Source organism: Streptosporangium amethystogenes subsp. fukuiense (assembly GCF_042665875.1).
Lineage (GTDB): Bacteria > Actinomycetota > Actinomycetes > Streptosporangiales > Streptosporangiaceae > Streptosporangium > Streptosporangium fukuiense.
The window spans coordinates 410,225-427,072 of the sequence record NZ_JBHTEE010000001.1 but is presented as its reverse complement, the minus strand read 5'-3'; the positions used below and the strand labels follow the sequence as shown (position 1 = coordinate 427,072).

Below are 16,848 nucleotides of genomic sequence, written 5' to 3'. Positions count from 1 at the left end.
GCTTAGGTCCCGCGCGCTCCCAGGGCGCGGAGCACCGGTCTCAGATCCCCCTCATCCGCAGGACGTGCAGGGCCAGGGTGAGGTTCAGCCGCAGGTGGGCGTCCTCGGTGAAGCCGCCCAGCATGCGCTCCAGCTTGCCGATCCGGTAGCGCAGCGTGTTGTAGTGGAAGTGCAGTCTGCGTGCCGTCTCGGCCACGTTGAGGTTGGTCTCCAGCAGCACCTGCAGGGTGCGGCGCAGGTCGGCGTTCTCGGCGTCGTCGTCGGAGGCGAGCGAGCCGAGCGTCTCACGGACGAAGGCGTGCAGCTCGGCGGTGTCGTTGACCAGGGAGAGCAGCCGGTAGACGCCGAGCTGGTCGAAGTGCGCGACCGCGCCGTTGCCGTGGAGCTGGCGGCCCACCCGCGCGGCCTTCAGCGCCTGCCCGTACGCCTCGGGCAGCGCCTCGGCGCCGACGGCGGTACGGCTGGCACCGGTGGAGAAGGTGGCGGGCAGGCACTCGGCGAAGGCCGCGGCGGCGTCCTTGGCCAGGCGATCCGCGTCGACCGCCGCGTCCACGATGGTGACGACCTCGTGGGAGAAGCCCGCCACCGCACCGCGCGCGTCGTGGCGGCGCATCGCACCGGTCCAGCAGGTGACCAGCCGGTCCTGGGCGGCGCGCTCGTCACCCTCCGGGTCGAGCTCGGCCACCAGCACGGTGACCGGGCGCTGCAGGTCCCACCCGAAGGCCCTGGCCCGGGAGGAGACCCGCTCGGAACCTCCCGCCCTGCCGGTGAGCACGTCGCGCAGGAAGTCGGCGCGGTACTTGCTCTCGACGGCGTTGACCGCCTCCTGCCGGGTCACCACCAGCGCGGCGACCGTAGCGGCACGTTCCAGAATGCCGACATCGCTGTCACCGATCGAGCCGACGGCGCCGCAGGCGACGATCCTGCCGTGGTGGTGGCCGCCCGCCACCACCGGCACCGAGGTGTGGCGGGAGTCGGGGGCGCCGCGCAGCGCGGCCACGTGCTCGGCGGGTCCGGCCGAGGCCAGCACGTGGCCCGTCCCGTCCAGCACCGCCACGCCCACGTCGAGCAGCCCCGCCACCTCGGCCGTCACCTCGCGCAGCCCGCCCCCGGCGAGCACGACCTGGACCAGCGCCCGGTGCGCCTCCTCCGCCCTGGCCAGCACGACGGCCTGGCGGTTGAGGATGTCGGTCAGCACCTGGTTGAGGATGTCGTCGAAGCCGACGTCGTCGGGGAGCTGGATCAGCGGGAAGCCCAGCCGGTCGGCCTGCTCCACCATCTCCTCCGGCAGCTCGTCGAGGTAGCGGCCGAGCTTGATGGCCAGCGCGGCCAGACCGCGCTCGTCGAGGTCGGCCACCAGCCTGCCGAGCGACTGGGGGGTGTTGCGCAGCGGGTAGCCGGTGGTGAGCAGCAGCTCGTGCGGCTTGACCCAGGCCAGGACGTCGGGCACCTCCATCACGTTGAGCCGCTGCACCACCCGGTCCAGGCCCCGCTCTCCCGCGATCAGCCGGGCTCCCGCCAGTGTCGAGACGCCGAGGACCTCGCCGACGGCGACTCCGTGAATGATCGTTCCGGTGCTCGCCGGCCGTACGGGAGGTTCCATGAGGCGATTGTGACCGATAGACCCGTCTGTCAGGAAGAGCCAACCTTTGGGCTGACTGTTGGCACCTTTATCCGTACGGCCTGCGTCCACGCCCGTTCTACCGTACGGCTCAATGGATGGGGGGAGTCCGTGAGCGAGCGAACCGCTGGAGAGAGCACCTTCACACCCACGGGGCCTGCCGAGGAGCGCTCATGAGCGTTGGAACGCGTCCAAAGGCGCGACGCGTACACGTGCGGACACATGGGACCGGTGCGGCCAGCACCACTCTGCGCCAGGTGCTTGAGGCGCCCCGCCGCCCGGCGCGGGTGCTGGCGGCCTTCCCCGCCGGCGTCTACCTTGAGATACGCACCGAGCTGGAACCACAGGTCATCGCGGTGGTGACCGGGCAGGCCACCCGCCTGCCCAACGCCATGGTGGTCAGCGACCCGATGCCTCAGGTCGCGGTGGGGGACGAGGCGTGCGTCGGCGACGGCTCGATCGACGTCGGACGGCTCAGCCTGCGGGCCCACCGCTGGTGGAACCCGGCCCCGCCGCTTGGCACCGTGAAGGTGGCGGAGCTGGTCCGCTCGCTGCCCGCGATGGCCGGGCTGTGCGAGCGCTCTTCGAGGCGTTCGGGGCTGGAGGGCAACGGTGCCGCCGATCTGCTGGCCCAGGGGTGCGCCGAGGGCTCGCTGCTGAAAAGCGTCGTGGCCGCCGAGCAGCTGATCGGTCTGGGCCCCGGGCTCACGCCGAGCGGTGACGACGTGCTCGCGGGGCTGCTGGTCGCGCTGCGCCACCTGGGCGGCGCGACGGGGGCCGATCGTGCCGTCTGGCTGGCCGACTGGCTGGCCGCCGCCGTCACCTTCGACGTACGGGGCAGGACCACCCCCATATCGGCGGCGCTGTTGCACTGTGCCGCCAGGGGCGAGGCCAGCGGCGAGGTCCTGGCCGTGCTGCGGGGCCTGGCGGGGCGGCAGTCCCTGGAGTCGGCGCTCCACCGCCTGCTCCAGCTGGGCCACACCTCGGGGGCCGACCTGGCGTGGGGGCTGCGCATCGGGCTCGCGGCGGTGATCGATCTGGAAGGCAGGGGCAATTGAGCACTGATGTGGTCCGGGTGCGCACCGGGGTCTACCACGACTCCGTGAGCCTGATGCGGGTCAGCCGGACGGCGACCGCGCTTCCCGGTGTGGAGGTCGCGGTGGTGGCGATGGCCACGGAACTCAACCTCGGGATCGCCGCCGAGCTGGGTTTCGACCTCCCCGAGGCCGGCCCCGCCGACCTGCTGATCGCGCTGCGCGGCGGCGGGGCGGACACTCTGGAGGCCGCCCTCGCGGAACTGGACGGGTTGCTGGCGGGACTCTCCGCCATGCCGGCCGGCGGCGCCGCCGTCGAGCACCCCCCGCACACGGTCCGTGCCGCGGCCCGCGAGCGCGCCGCCACGCTGGCCCTGGTCTCGGTGCCCGGGCCGTACGCGTTCGCCGAGGCGCTGGACGCGGTCGAGGCCGGCCTGTCTGTGATGATCTTCAGCGACAACGTGCCGGTCGAACAGGAGGTACTGCTCAAGCGACGTGCCGCCGAGCTCGGCGTGCTGGTCATGGGTCCGGACTGTGGCACCGCGGTGATCGGCGGAGCCGGTCTCGGATTCGCGAACGTCCTGCGGCCGGGCCCGGTCGGTCTGGTGGCCGCCTCGGGGACCGGTGCGCAGCAGGTGGCCTGCCTGCTGGACCACGCGGGAGTGGGGATCTCCCACCTGCTGGGGGTGGGCGGCCGTGACCTGTCCGCGGACGTGGGCGGGCTGTCCACCCTGCGCGCCCTGGAGGCCCTCGACGCCGACCCCGCGACCGAGCTGATCGTCCTGATCTCCAAGCCTCCCGCACCCGAGGTCGCGCGGGCCGTCGCCGAGACCGTCGCGAAGCTCGGCACTCCGGTCGTGACCGCCCTGCTCGGCCCCGGCCAGGACGACCTGACCGCGGCGACCGAGACCGCTCTGCGCGCCCTCGGCGCCCCGGTCCCCGCCTGGCCGTCCTGGCCCGCCCCCGGCACGACGGGGGAGCACGCGGGAAGTCTGCGCGGCATCTACTCGGGTGGGACGCTCTGCGTGGAGGCGCGGCTGATCACCGGGAGCGGGGAGTTCACCGACTTCGGCGACGACGCCTACACGGTCGGCCGGGCCCACCCGATGATCGACCCGACGCTCCGCCTGGAGGCCCTGGCCGAGGTGCCGCCGGGCGAGGTCGTCCTGCTCGACGTGGTCCTCGGCCACGGTGCCGACCCCGATCCCGCCGCGACGCTCGCGCCGGCGATCGCCGGGGCCGCCGCGCGAGGTGTCACGGTGATCGTCGCGCTGGTCGGTTCCGAGGGCGACCCGCAGGGGCTGAACGCGCAGGCCGAGGCCCTGAACGCGGCGGGCGCCGCGGTGTTCACCTCCAACGCCCAGGCCGCGGGACACGCCGCGGAGGTCGCCGCCGGGATCGCTCGTTGACCGCCGTCGGACGCCGGGGATCGGCCGCTCTCCCCCCGGCCGTCACCGCTCTTCGCTCAGGAGTTGACGCATGACGCTGACCATGCTTTCCGGCGAGCCGGAAGTGATCACGGTGGGGGCCGACCTGCTCGGCGAGGCGCTGGACTTCCAGGCCGTCCCTCGGACGCGGGTGGACTGGCGCCCGCCGATGCCCGGCACCGAGGCCGACCTGGCCCGGGTGCTGGCCGACCCGCGCAGGGGCCGCGCCAACGAGACGGCCGTGGGCCGCCTGGTCTCCGCCCGGCCGCAGCTCGTCGGGGTGCGGCCCGCGTACGAGGTGCTCGACCTGCCGAAGGGCACGTTCCTGCACGCGGGGCCGCCGATCGAGTGGGAACGGGCGTCGGGTCCGATGCGGGGCGCGCTCATCGGGGCGATGCTGCTGGAAGGGCTGGCCGCCGACGCCGCCGACGCCGAGGAACGGCTGGCCCGCGGGCAGGCGCGGCTGGACTCCTGCCATCACCACCGGACCGTCGGGCCGATGGCGGGCGTGGTCACCTCGTCGATGTGGATGTTCGAGGTTCGTGACGCCGAGCACGGCGGTACCGCCTACTGCTCGCTCAACGAAGGGCTGGGCAAGGTGCTGCGCTACGGCGCGTACGGCCCGGAGGTGCTGAGGCGACTGCGCTGGATGGCCGAGGTGCTCGGCCCCGCGCTCCAGGCCACCCTGGAGCGGAGCGGCCCGCTGGACCTGCGGGCGCTGACCGCGCAGGCACTGCAGATGGGCGACGAACTGCACAACCGCAACCGTGCCGCCACCTCGCTGCTGGTCCGCGAACTGGCTCCCGAGGTGGCGGAGGCCGCTCCCGGCCACGCCGCCGAGGTGCTCCGCTTCATCAACGGCAACGACCACTTCTTCCTCAACGCGGGCATGGCCGCGTGCAAGGTCAGCGCGGACGCCGCGCGGAACGTCCCCGGCTCCACGATGGTCGTCGCGATGGCACGCAACGGCACGGACTTCGGGGTCCAGGTCTCCGGGCTGGGTGATCGCTGGTTCACCGGCCCCGCGGGCGTGCCGGACGGTCTCTACCTCGGCGCGTACGGTCCGGACGACGCCAATCCCGACATCGGCGACTCCACGATCACCGAGACGGCCGGCCTGGGAGGCTTCGCGATGGCCGCGGCCCCGGCGATCGTGCGGTTCGTCGGCGGTGACGTCTCGGACGCGATGGCGGCCACCCGCTCCATGTACGAGATCACCCTGGCCGAGCATCCCGCGTACCAGATCCCGGGGCTGGACTTCCGGGGCACGCCGGTCGGCGTCGATGTCACGCTGGTCGCCAGGACGGGCCTGCTGCCCACCGTGAACACCGGCATCGCCGGCCGGGTCGCGGGGACCGGACAGGTCGGCGCGGGTCTGGTCAGCCCGCCCGCCTCGGCTTTCACCACGGCGCTGGCCGCGCTGGCCGAGGCGGTCGATCGTGGAAACGGATCGGTTTAGCGATCCGTTGGCTATTAGGAACGGGCGAAGCTGACAATTCACCCACTCGCCGGTAGCATTCGGCGACGTCAGGGCGCGGACACCGGCTCAGTGCTCCAAAGAACACCGATCACTGACAAATGCCGTCGCGCGCTTTCTCCGCAGGCCAACTTCCGTTACCGAATGACATCCCGATATCGTGTCCAGCCTTAACAAAAAGGGCTGGTTGTGGGGAACGGGGTACGATGACCGATCGCTTGCTCGGGAGAAACCCCCAGGGGCCTGAGGGGGGCGATTTCGCCGGAGCCACACCGGAGGGCCAGGGCAGGCTGGTGGGCAGGCGCTACCGCCTGGTGTCACCGGTGGGCCGTGGCGGGATGGGCATGGTGTGGCACGCCCACGACGTCCTGCTCGACCGGGACGTCGCGGTCAAGGAGCTGATCCTCCCCTACGGGCTCGACCACGCGGGCAAGCAGGGCGCGCACCGGCGGATGCTCCGCGAGGCCCGCTCGGCGGCCCGGCTCAGCCATCCCGGCATCGTCACGGTCCATGACGTCGTCGAGGAGGACGGCCGCCCCTGGATCGTGATGGAGCTGGTCCGCGCCTGGTCGCTTGAGCAGGCCGTACGGCAGAGCGGACCACTGCCGGTGGTCCAGGCCGCCGAGATCGGCATCCGGGTGCTCGACGCGCTCCGCCACGCCCACGCCGCCGGAATCATGCACCGCGACGTCAAACCCGGCAACGTGTTGCTGACCTCCGACCGAGTGGTGCTCACCGACTTCGGCATCGCCGCGATAGAGGGCGACGTCACGATCACCCAGACCGGCCTGCTGATGGGCTCCCCCGCCTACATCCCGCCGGAGCGGCTGTCCGGCCAGCAGGTCACTCAATCCTCCGATCTGTGGTCCTTCGGTGCCACGCTCTACGCGGCGGTCGAGGGCCGGCCCCCCTACGAGGGTCCTGACGCGGTGGCCGTGCTCGGCGCGATCCTCACCCAGGAACCCAACCGCCCCCAGCGGGCCGGCGCCCTGATCACCGTCATCGAGGGCCTGCTCCGCAAGAACCCCGCCGACCGGATGAGCGCCGCCCAGGTGTCGGACCTACTGGACCGGGTGCTGCGCAGCCACGGCTCCAGCACCCCGAACCGCACGCCCACTCCGTCGCCCTCGTCGATGCCGGTCCCCGGCGACTCCATTCCGATGCACCTGATGCCCCCGCTGGACGTGCCCTCGGGGCCGATGCCCTCCCGGATCATCGAGACGCCCTCCGGCCCGATCCGGGTGCCCTACGACCCGGCCGCCGACTCCTCGGGTGGCCACGCGCTCCCCTACGACGCACTCGCCGGCCCGAGCGGGGGCCACCGCGCGGACCTGCTCTCCCTCCCCGGGCACTCCTCGTCCCCCAGGACCCCGCAGAGCGGCGGGCACCAGCGCGGGTACGACGCACTGCGCATCCCGGCGACCGGACCTGACGGCAACCCGTTCGACGCGCTGACCAGCTTCTCCGGCGACCTCCCCGGCGTCCCGCCGTCCGCACCGCCGCGCGACGGGCGGGGCGGGGCCGCACTCTGGCCGATCCCGGGGCCCACCCCGGCCCCGCAGGAGCAGCCCACCTCCGACGCCGTACGGAACTCCCAGGCCCTGACCTCACCCGGCAGGGCCGGGACACGCGCGGGCACGCGCCGCGCCCCGGAGCGCGAGGGCGGCCGGTCGCGCGGCAGCGGCCCCGACAGCCGTCTGCTGATGCTCGGCGGGGGCGGCGTGCTGGCCATCGTGGTCGCCGGGCTCATCGTCTTCCTGCCCGGCGACGACTCCGGCACCGCGAACTCCACGGGCCCCTCGGCGGCGATCTCCGCACCCGCCGACCCGGGTACGTCCTCCGGATCCGACGAGGAGATCCCCGACGGCTTCAAACTGGCGAGCGCCGCCGGGGTCTCCGGCGCGGTGCCGGGCGACTGGACCGTGAAGGCCGACTCCAAGGGAACCGTCACCTTCTCCGGGCCGAAGGGCGGCGGGCAGAACATCGTCGTCGTCGAGGTGCCGGTCGAGGACCCGGTGGCGGCACTCGGCAAGGCGAGCAAGAAGGGCCTGGACGAATACACCGAGGTAGGCGTGACGGTGGTGAACTATCGCAGCTGGAAGGCCGCGGACTGGGAGTACACCTACGTCCAGCCCAACGGCGTTCCGATGCACGGGCTGACACGCTACGTCGCCGTCAACGGCCAGACCGCCTACCAGATCACGTTCAGGGTGCAGGATCTCGACTGGGAGAAGAACTCGGAGATCCTGGGCACCTTCTTCGCCACCTTCACCTCCGCCGACTGAGCCCGCCCGCGAGACGGTCTCCCGGTCCGGTCACGAGTGATGGCAGACTTCACTCGTGACCGCCGATACCACGCCCCCCGACATCTCCGGTGCCCGCGGTGACGGCGGTGCGCGGATCGCCACGGTACAGCGGCGAACGCTCGCCGTCCTTTCCACCGCCCAGATCAGCGGCGGGATCGGGGTCGCCGTGGGACTCAGCTTCAGTTCGGTGACCGTGCAGGAGCTCTCCGGCTCCACGACGCTCAGCGGACTGGCCGGGACCGCGACGGTACTGGGCGCCGCGCTGCTGGCACTGCCCACCGCCAGATCGTCCGGCCGGGGTGGCCGGCGGGCCGGGCTCACCCTGGCCTACGGGTGCGCCCTGCTCGGCTGCCTGGTCTCGCTGCTCGCCGTCGCCATGGGTTCGTGGCCGCTGCTGCTGGCCGGGCTGGTGCTGTTCGGCGCGGCCAGCGCGGGCAACCTGGCCTCCCGCTACGCCGCGACCGACCTGTCGGCGCCGGGGCACTCGGCCCGGCACCTGTCGCTGGTGGTGTGGGCCACCACCATCGGGGCGGTCGCCGGCCCGAACCTGGCGGGACCCGCCGAGCGGTTCAGTGCCGGGCTCGGCCTGGCGGCGGGCAGCGGCCCGTTCGCCCTCGCCCTGCTGAGCTTCACGATCACCCTCGGCGTCATCCTCCTCGCCCTGCGCCCGGACCCCCTGCTCCTGGCCCGCTCCGCGTCCCCGCCCCCGGACGCCGCGTCGTCCGTCCCCGGAGAGCGTCCGGACGAGGGACGGCAGACCGCGACGCCTCACACCTCTGCCCCCTCGCCCCCGGCCACGGCCTCGCGACAGGGCAAAGGCACGTTCCGCGCCGCCTGGCGGGTACTGCGTGAGACACCCCTGGCGGGACGCGCGCTGGCCGCGATCGCGGTCAGCCACACCGCCATGGTGTCGATCATGTCGATGACCCCGGTCCACCTCGACCACGGCGGCTCGACGTACACGGTCATCGGCATCGTGATCAGCCTGCACATCGCGGGCATGTACGTGCTGTCCCCCGTGGTCGGCTGGCTGGCCGACCGGGCCGGGCGGACACCGGTGCTGGTGCTGGGCATGGGCCTGCTGCTGACCTCCGCCGTCCTCACGGGCGGGGCCGAGGCGCACGACGTCACGCGGATCAGCGCCGGGCTGGTACTGCTCGGCCTCGGCTGGTCCTGCGGGCTGATCTCCGGTTCGGCGATGCTCAGTGAGGCGGTGCCGCCGGCACACCGCACCGCCGTACAGGGTCTGTCGGACCTGCTGACGAACCTCTGCGGCGCGACCGGCACCGTGGTCGCCGGGGTGATCGTCGGCAGCCTGTCGTACGGCGTGCTCGGCGCGGCCGTCGCGGTCATGGTGACGATCACCGGCGCCTGGCTGGCCTTGAGCAGGCCCTGAGCAGGCGTTTCCAGTCGTTCTTCCACCGGCATGCCCGCCGGGCGGAGCTCACTTGGCGTCGGCGTAGCAGCGCACCGGGACCGCCTGCATCGGGAAGCGGACGGGAGTCGATCCGAACAGCAGCCGGCTCGCCTCCTCCGCCGCCCTGCCGACCGCCGCGACGACCTCGTCGGCCTGCTCGGCCGGGCAGTGCACCATCACCTCGTCGTGCTGGAAGAACACCAGCCTGGCCGGGTCGGGCAGCAGGCCGCGCAGCACCGCCATCAGCGCGAGCGCCCACTCGGCCGCGGTCGCCTGGACCACGAAGTTTCTGGTGAACCGGCCGCGGTCGCGGGCCGCGCGGCCTCCCTCGGGACCCGAGACCAGCTTTCGCCAGCCGGCCGAGGGCGGCGGCGAGGTGCGGCCCAGCCAGGAACGGACCACCTTGCCCTCCTCCCCCGCGCGGGCGGCGTCCTCCACGAACTGGTAGGCGCGGGGAAAGCGCTGGCGCATCACGGCCAGCAACTTGGGCGCGTCTCCACTGGTGCCCCCGTACATCGCCGACAGCATGGCGATCTTGGCGTTGTCGCGCTCGCCACCGAACGCCTGTGCCAGCGCCTGGTAGAGGTCGATCTGCCCGGCCGCCCTGGCCAGGCCGCCGTCCCCGGCCATGGCGGCCAGCACCCGCGGTTCCAGCTGGGCCGCGTCGGCGACGACCAGTGTCCAGCCGTCGTCGGCCACGATGACCTTGCGCATCAGCTTGTGGATCTGCAGGGCGCCGCCGCCGTTGGTCGCCCAACGGCCCGTCACCACGCCGCCCACCACGTACTCCGGCCGGAAGCGGTGGCCTCGGACCCACTGGTCGGCCCAGGCCCAGCCGTGGAAGCTGTAGAACCTGGCCATCTCCTTGTAGGCGAGCAGGGGCGCGACACCGGGATGGTCGACCTGTCTGATGTCGTGGGCCCTGGTGGAGGAGACGGGCACGCCCGCCGCCTTGAACGCCCTGACGATCTGCTGCGGGGAGTCGGGGTTGAACGGGGTGCCGAAGGCCGCCGTCACCTGGTCGGCCAATGCCTGGAGCTTGGTCGGCCGCATGCCGTGCACCGGGCGCGGGCCGAGCAGGTCCGTCAGCAGTTCGTCGTGCACGTCCTCGCGCCAGGGCATGCCCTCGGCGGCCATCTCCGCGGCGATCAGCGCCCCGGCCGACTCCGCCGCGACCAGCAGCCGGAACCGCCGCGGGTCCGCGGTGGCCTCGACGCGCCGCAGTTGGTCGGCGTGGACCTCGGCGACCAGGTCCGCGTCGGGCGCCGGCGCCTCCTCCTCGAAAAGGGTGGCCTGTCGCGCCTGGGGTCCCTGGTGGTCGTCCGGCACGGGGAGCCCGTGCAGCCTGGCGTGGGCGGCCCTGGCCGAGCGGGGCTCGCCGAACCGTTCCTCGTGGGCCAGGAGCAGGCTCTCGGTCAGCGCCAGGTCGTGGCAGCGCGCCAGCCGCACGCCGGCGGCGAGCAACGCGGGGTAGACCTCCCGCGTGTCGGCCCAGACCCAGCGTGGCCGCCGGGCCTCCAGCTCGCGGACCGCCGAGACCAGATCGGCGACGGCCACGGCGGACTCGCCGTCCACGCGCAGCACGCCCCCACCGCCGGGAGTGGCCGCGACTGACACGTTCATACGCCAACAGTGCCACGCCGATACGACATTCCGGCCGGGTCAGACGAGCGGTATGACGATCTCGTCCTCGAGCGGGGGCTCGATCTCCTGCGGCAGGCAGCCGGTGGCGGCGAAGCAGCGGATCCGTAAGACCTCGGGCGTCACCGAGACATGCAGGAAGCTCTTGAAGAACGGCGGGGTGTCCCAGTCCGACAGCTCCGACAGGTAGCGGTGGAACACCCTGCCGACCGGAAGCCGGAACGGCATCGGCCAGCCGCCGAGTATCCGGGCCGCCCATCTCATCCGCCGGGTGATCGGCACGGCCGGGATGTCCCGCACCGGGGTGTTGCCGATCTGCCGGGACATCAGCGCCGCGCTCTCGTCCGGCGTGAGGTAGAACCACCGCATGCGCAGCCGGTCGCTGTAGAGCCTGCTGTAGAAGGACAACGAGTCACCGCGGAGCGGGTAGCACCGGTAGTCGTCCTCGTGCAGGCCGCCGACGGTGACCCTGGGGGTGGTGTGGGTGGCGTGCATGAAGGCCCCCGAGCCGCCCGCCACGATGTACTGGATGGTCCGCTCCCCGACCCTGATCGGGAAGCGCTGGTAGTTGTGCACGTCGCCGCCTATCGCCGCGACGTAGTTGTGCGCGGGGTCGGTGACGATGTCGTCGATGGTGCCGCCCCCGGCCAGCTTCGACGGTTTGTAGTCGTTGCGGGTGTAGATGGGCTTTCCGGTGATCAGCACCTTGGGCCTGGGGTCGCGGGAGACCTCGCGCAGCCAGTCGGCCTGCTCGGCGTCGATGTCGCCGCGTATCCCGGTGTCCACGCCGACGATGAGCAGCCCGGGGGTCTCCATCGCCCAGTAGGGGGCCGGCTGCGCGGCCTGCTGCTCGGGCTTCGACCGCCGCTCGCGCGCCCTGGCCAGCCTGGCCTCGTCGATCTTCTCGGGCCTGCGCCAGAGCAGGCCGCGCAGCCCGGAGGGCGACGGCTTGAACCCCTCGCCCTCCGCCTCCAGCGACGGGGCGTCACAGAAGACGCGCATGAAGCCGCCGAGCCCGTCGTACCAGTCGTGGTTGCCGGGGATCGCGTAGATCGGCGCCCGGTAGTCCTGGTAGGGGCGGAAGAACTTGTCCTCGTACTCGTTCCCCGAACCCGTGGGATAGATCACGTCACTGGCGACGACCGCGAAGGCGGTGTCCTCGCCGATCCTGAGCATGCCCGGCACCACGGCGTACTGCGAGGAGTCGCCCTCCCCGGTGTCACCGAGGACCAGGAAGGAGAACTCGGGACCGACGTCCATCGGGATGCGGAAGGAGGGGTCGGCGCCCCGGGCCCGCTGGGACGCCACCCAGCGCGCCCGTACCTGCCCCGACGGGTCTCCGAACAGGGCCGCGAGGACCTCGTTCCTGGAGCGCCAGACCGTACGCACGTCGAGCCAGGAGAAGGGCTCCCGGCTGGGCAGCAGGTCCTCGAAGGTCCCCCTGCGCGTGCAGGACCAGCCCGCACCCTCCTTGGACACCCGGGAGGAGACCTCACGCCCGCGCTGCGCCGCCCGTCCGACATCGACCATGACCATATCTTGGCAATGATCTTAAGGAGTCGCACCCGAATCACCGTCAACAAAGGAGGGCGATCCATACCCGAAGCGGATGAGGACGGGCCCGCCGTCCGGGTCCCGGGTGAGGAACGATCAGGCGATTCCCCCTTGCCGCCGGGACCCCACGGGGAGCGGGTCGTCCCCGCGCCGATCTCTGGAATACAGTTCCACCGTGTACGCCTACTGGGAGACCGTTCCGACCAGGTGGAAGGACAACGACGTCTACGGCCACGTCAACAACGCCGTCCACTACTCGATGATGGACACCGTGGTCAACACCTGGCTGATCAGGAGCGCGGGTCTGGACATCCACGACGGCGACACCATCGGCCTGTGCGTCGAGTCGCACTGCGTCTACAGGGCCTCGGTCTCCTTTCCCGAACCCGTCCGGGTCGGGCTGCGGATCGGGCACCTGGGCCGTTCCAGCGTCCGCTACGAGCTCGGGCTGTTTCGCGCGGACGGCGAGACGGTCGTGGCCGAGGGCCACTTCGTCCACGTGTTCGTCGACCGGGAGACCCGGCGGCCCACCGGAATCCCCGGGCCGCTCCGCGAGGCCATGGAGAAGCTGGTGGTCGCCGGTTGACCTCGTTCCCGCCCCCGCCGGAAGGCGGAAGGCGGAAAACGAGAGACCCGCCGGTAAACGGGTCCCAAAGGAGCAGGCCTCAGGAGACGGACTTCTCCGGGGCGACCAAGACACCCGGATTGAGGATGCCCCCGGGGTCGAGCCGGTCCTTGATCCCGCGCAGGATCTCCACACCCAGGTCGCCGATCTCGACCGCGTGGGCCTCCCGGTGGTCGCGGCCGACGCCGTGGTGGTGCGAGATGGTGCCTCCGGCCGTGACGATCGCCTCGTTGACCGACCGCTTGGCCGCCTCCCACTGCCCGACGGGGTCGTCGGCCTGCGCCGTGACGACCGTGAAGTAGAGAGAGGCGCCGGTGCCGTACACGTGGGAGATGTGACACATCACCAGTGGTGAGCCGAGCGAGGCGTGCAGCGAGAGCCGCACGGCCTCGTACAGGCGGGGCAGGTTGGACCAGAATCCGGCGGTCTCCAGCGTCTCGACGGTCGCCCCGGCGGCGAGCAGCGAGTCGCGCAGGTAGGGCGCGGAGTAGCGCCCGTGGGCCCACGACTCGCCGGGGCCGGGACCGAGGTAGACGCCGCCGAGCCCGGACGCCACGGCGGCGACCCGTTCCCTCAGGGCGGGCACCTCCGAGAAGCCCTCGTACCCGGCGATGGCCAGGCAGCCCGCGCCGGCGGACGGGGCGCCGATCTCACTCGGCCTGGCCAGCCCGATCATCGTCTCGGTCTCGTCGGACAGGCGCAGCACCGTGGGCACAGCGCCCTCCTGGACCAGGCGCCGCAGCGCGGCCGAGCCCGCCGCGAACGACTCGAACCGCCATCCCTCGTAGACGCGCTCGGCGGGCGCCGGCCGGACGCGGAGTCTCAGGGAGGTGATCACGCCGAAGGCCCCCTCCGATCCGAGGATCACCTGGCGCAGGTCGGGCCCGGCGGCCGAGGCGGGCGCCCGGCCCAGGTCGAGGGTGCCCCGCGGAGTCGCCACGGTCATGCCGACGACCATGTCGTCGAAGCGGCCGTAGCCGGCCGAGGCCTGGCCGCTGGAGCGGGCGGCGGCGAAACCGCCCAGCGTGGCGTACTCGAACGACTGCGGGAAGTGTCCTAGGGTGAGCCCGTGCCCAGCCAGAAGCTGCTCGGCCTGCGGGGCGCGCAGCCCCGGTTCCATCTCGGCGACCATCGACTCGCGGTCGACGGCGACCAGCCGGTTCAGCCGGGCCAGATCCAGCGCGACGACACCGGCGAAGCCCTGCCTGGACGCGACCAGGCCGCCGACCACGGAGGTGCCGCCGCCGAAGGGGACCACCGCGACCCGGTGCGCGGCACAGGTCGCCAGCACCGCCAGCACCTCCTCGTGGGAGCCGGGCAGCACCACGGCGTCGGGCGCGTCGGAGCCGTCTCCGGCGCGCATGCGCAGCAGGTCGGGGGTGGACTTGCCGCGGGTGTGCCGGATGCGGGCGTCGTCGTCGAAGCGCACGTGGTCGGCGCCGACGACACCGCGCAACTCGGTGAGAACCAGCGGTGACAGGGCCACGGCGGGCAGGCGCACCTCGCCGAAGTCGGCGGCCCGGCCCCGAGGCGGGCGCACGCCCAGCATCTCGTGGAGCAGCTTGCGAATCGGTTCCGGCAGGTCGGCGGCCTTGGCGGGATCCCCCCAGCCGGACCAGAGCATGGGTTCCGCGGCACTCGTCGGTTTTTCCACCCCTACACTGTGACATATGACGTCCATCCGTCACAACGCGGCCGCGGAGAGCGGCGACCAGATCCTCGACGCCGCCCGCGAGGTGGTCCTCGCGGTGGGGGTGCGGCGAGCCACGCTCACCGACGTGGCCCGCCGGGCCGGGGTGTCACGCATGACGATCTACCGCCACTGGCCCGACATGCGCACTCTCGTCGCCGACCTGATGACTCGCGAGTGGGTGCGCGTGGCCGGCCGGTTCGCCACCGAGGACCCGGTCACCGCGGCGGTGGCGGTGGTGCGGGCGCTGCGCGACCATCCGCTCTGGCGGAAGATCGTCGAGGTCGACCCCGAGCTGCTCCTGCCCTACCTGCTGGATCGCCGGGGCTCAAGCCATGAGGCCATGCTGGGCCTCGTCGAGTCGGCGATCACCGCAGGGCAGGACCTCGGCACCGTGCGCCCCGGTGACGCGGTGAGGCTGGCCAGGGGCGTGCTGCTGACGGCCCAGTCGTTCCTGCTCTCCGGCCCCACCATGCTGAACCCGCTCACCAGGGACGATCTGGACGCCGAGCTCGCCACGCTCCTGGAAAGGTACCTAAGACGGTGAAATCCTCTCTCAATGCCGCCCGCCGCGCCCGCGAGCTCGCCGAGGTCCGCGACCTCGTGGTGGACGTGCTGGTGGTGGGGCTGGGCGCGACCGGTGCCGGGGCGGCGCTCGACGCGGCCTCCCGAGGTCTCTCCGTGGCCGCGATCGACGCCCACGACCTGGCGTTCGGTACCTCCAGGTGGAGTTCCAAGATGATCCATGGCGGGCTCCGCTATCTGGCCAGAGGACAGGTCGGGGTGGCCTACGAGAGCGCGGTGGAGCGTGGTCACCTGCTCGGGCGTACCGCACCGCATCTGGTCAGGGCGCAGCCCTACCTGCTGCCGTTGGTCCCCGCGGTCTCCCGCCGCCAGGCGGCGCTGGTGATGACCGGGTACCGGCTCGGCGAGGGGCTGCGGATCGCGGCGCACACGCCCCGCCACCTCCTTCCCGGCCCCTTGCGCATCTCCGCCGAGCAGGCGCTCGCCCTCGCCTCCCCGCTGGGTTCGCGCGGGCTGCGCGGCGCTCTGCTGTCGTGGGACGGGCGGCTGACCGACGACGCCCGCCTGGTGGTCTCCGTGGCCAGGACCGCCGCCCGCTGGGGGGCTAGGGTGCTGACGCGCTGCCGGGCGCTGGAGGTGTCCGGCGAGGGCGCGCTGGTCCGCGACGAACTCGGCGGGGACACTTTCACGATCCGGGCCAGAACGGTGGTCAACGCCACCGGGGTATGGGCCGCCGGGCTTCACCCGGACATCCGGATGCGCCCCTCACGCGGCACCCATCTGGTGCTGCGACCCGAGACGCTGCCGGGTCTGGCCGCGGGGCTGCACATCCCGATCCCCGGCGCGAGCAACCGGTTCGCGCTGGTGCTCCCCCAGCCCGACGGACGGATCTACGTCGGCCTCACCGACGAGCCGGTGGACGGTCCCGTCCCGGATGTCCCACAGGCGCCGGAGGAGGACGTGACCTTCCTGCTCACCGTCCTGAACTCCGTGCTCGAGGAGCCGGTACGGCGTGAGGACGTCGCGGGCACCTACGCGGGGCTGCGGCCGCTGCTCGCCGCCGGCGGCCACACCGCCGACCTGTCCAGGAAGCACGCGCTACTGGCCACGCCGGACGGGATGGTGACGGTGGTGGGCGGCAAACTGACCACGTATCGGCGGATGGCCGAGGACGCGGTCGACCGGGCCGTGTCGCTCGGCGGGCTCAGCGCGGGCCGGAGCCGCACCGCGAGCCTGCCCCTCGTCGGGGCCGTCCGGCCGGAGGGCGGCGGCAAGGGCACGGACCGGCTCCTGGAGCGGTACGGGAGCGAGGCGGGCGCCGTGCGGGCGCTGATGGCCCGCGAGCCCTGGCTGGCCGAGGCCGGTCCGACCGGGGTCACGGGGGCCGAGCTCGTCTGGGCGGTCAGGCACGAGGGCGCCCTGGACGTGGACGACCTCCTCGACCGGCGGACCAGGATCGGCCTCGTCCCCTCCGACCGCGAGGCCGCCCTCCCGCTGGCGCGCGCGGCACTGGCCTACTGACACCACTGGC

12 protein-coding genes are annotated in these 16,848 nt (G+C 72.6%); 8 read left to right on the top strand and 4 right to left on the bottom strand.

What is annotated here, in order from left to right; genetic code table 11:
• Positions 1-40: 40 nt before the first annotated feature.
• Complete coding sequence (locus ACFQVD_RS01920) at positions 41-1,603, bottom strand: PucR family transcriptional regulator (protein ID WP_364153282.1); 1,563 nt, start codon at positions 1,601-1,603, stop codon at positions 41-43.
• Between the two features lie 191 nt (positions 1,604-1,794).
• Here ACFQVD_RS01920 and ACFQVD_RS01915 point away from each other — a divergent pair, with 191 nt between their 5' ends.
• The 5 genes from ACFQVD_RS01915 (at position 1,795) to ACFQVD_RS01895 (ending at position 9,261) form a co-directional block, all read left to right on the top strand.
• Positions 1,795-2,679, top strand: coding sequence for a DUF2877 domain-containing protein (locus tag ACFQVD_RS01915; RefSeq protein ID WP_343967413.1), 885 nt, complete (start codon positions 1,795-1,797; stop codon positions 2,677-2,679).
• Positions 2,676-4,064: an FdrA family protein gene (locus ACFQVD_RS01910; protein WP_343967415.1), complete on the top strand. Its 1,389-nt coding sequence runs from the start codon at positions 2,676-2,678 to the stop codon at positions 4,062-4,064. Before ACFQVD_RS01915 ends, ACFQVD_RS01910 begins: the two co-directional genes overlap by 4 nt.
• A gap of 70 nt (positions 4,065-4,134) precedes the next feature.
• Positions 4,135-5,541, top strand: coding sequence for a YlbE family protein (locus ACFQVD_RS01905; protein ID WP_343967417.1), 1,407 nt, complete (start codon positions 4,135-4,137; stop codon positions 5,539-5,541).
• Positions 5,542-5,765: 224 nt separating this feature from the next.
• Positions 5,766-7,844, top strand: coding sequence for a serine/threonine-protein kinase (locus ACFQVD_RS01900; RefSeq protein WP_343967420.1), 2,079 nt, complete (start codon positions 5,766-5,768; stop codon positions 7,842-7,844).
• Between the two features lie 55 nt (positions 7,845-7,899).
• A complete protein-coding gene (locus ACFQVD_RS01895) occupies positions 7,900-9,261 on the top strand; it encodes an MFS transporter (RefSeq protein ID WP_343967423.1) in 1,362 nt (453 codons plus the stop codon).
• Positions 9,262-9,309: 48 nt separating this feature from the next.
• On the opposite strand, the gene ACFQVD_RS01890 is transcribed toward ACFQVD_RS01895, so the two are convergent.
• Entirely contained in the window at positions 9,310-10,905 is a 1,596-nt protein-coding gene (locus ACFQVD_RS01890; RefSeq protein ID WP_343967425.1) for a bifunctional 3'-5' exonuclease/DNA polymerase, read from the bottom strand.
• A 39-nt stretch (positions 10,906-10,944) separates the two neighbouring features.
• A complete protein-coding gene (locus tag ACFQVD_RS01885; protein WP_343967427.1) occupies positions 10,945-12,453 on the bottom strand; it encodes a metallophosphoesterase family protein in 1,509 nt (502 codons plus the stop codon).
• Between the two features lie 199 nt (positions 12,454-12,652).
• On the opposite strand from ACFQVD_RS01885, the gene ACFQVD_RS01880 reads away from it, so the two are divergent.
• The gene (locus tag ACFQVD_RS01880; protein WP_343967429.1) at positions 12,653-13,063 is read left to right on the top strand and encodes an acyl-CoA thioesterase; all 411 of its coding nucleotides are present in this window, start codon (positions 12,653-12,655) and stop codon (positions 13,061-13,063) included.
• Positions 13,064-13,142: 79 nt separating this feature from the next.
• Here ACFQVD_RS01880 and ACFQVD_RS01875 read toward each other — a convergent pair whose 3' ends face one another.
• On the bottom strand, positions 13,143-14,726 hold the full coding sequence (locus ACFQVD_RS01875) for an FAD-binding oxidoreductase (RefSeq protein WP_343967682.1): 1,584 nt from the start codon (positions 14,724-14,726) through the stop codon (positions 13,143-13,145).
• A gap of 46 nt (positions 14,727-14,772) precedes the next feature.
• Between ACFQVD_RS01875 and ACFQVD_RS01870 the strand changes: the two genes are divergently transcribed.
• Both ACFQVD_RS01870 and ACFQVD_RS01865 read left to right on the top strand, forming a co-directional pair.
• Positions 14,773-15,339: a TetR/AcrR family transcriptional regulator gene (locus ACFQVD_RS01870; RefSeq protein WP_343967431.1), complete on the top strand. Its 567-nt coding sequence runs from the start codon at positions 14,773-14,775 to the stop codon at positions 15,337-15,339.
• Positions 15,336-16,838, top strand: coding sequence for a glycerol-3-phosphate dehydrogenase/oxidase (locus ACFQVD_RS01865; protein WP_343967433.1), 1,503 nt, complete (start codon positions 15,336-15,338; stop codon positions 16,836-16,838). The genes ACFQVD_RS01870 and ACFQVD_RS01865 overlap by 4 nt, the downstream gene beginning before the upstream one ends.
• Positions 16,839-16,848 lie beyond the last annotated feature (10 nt).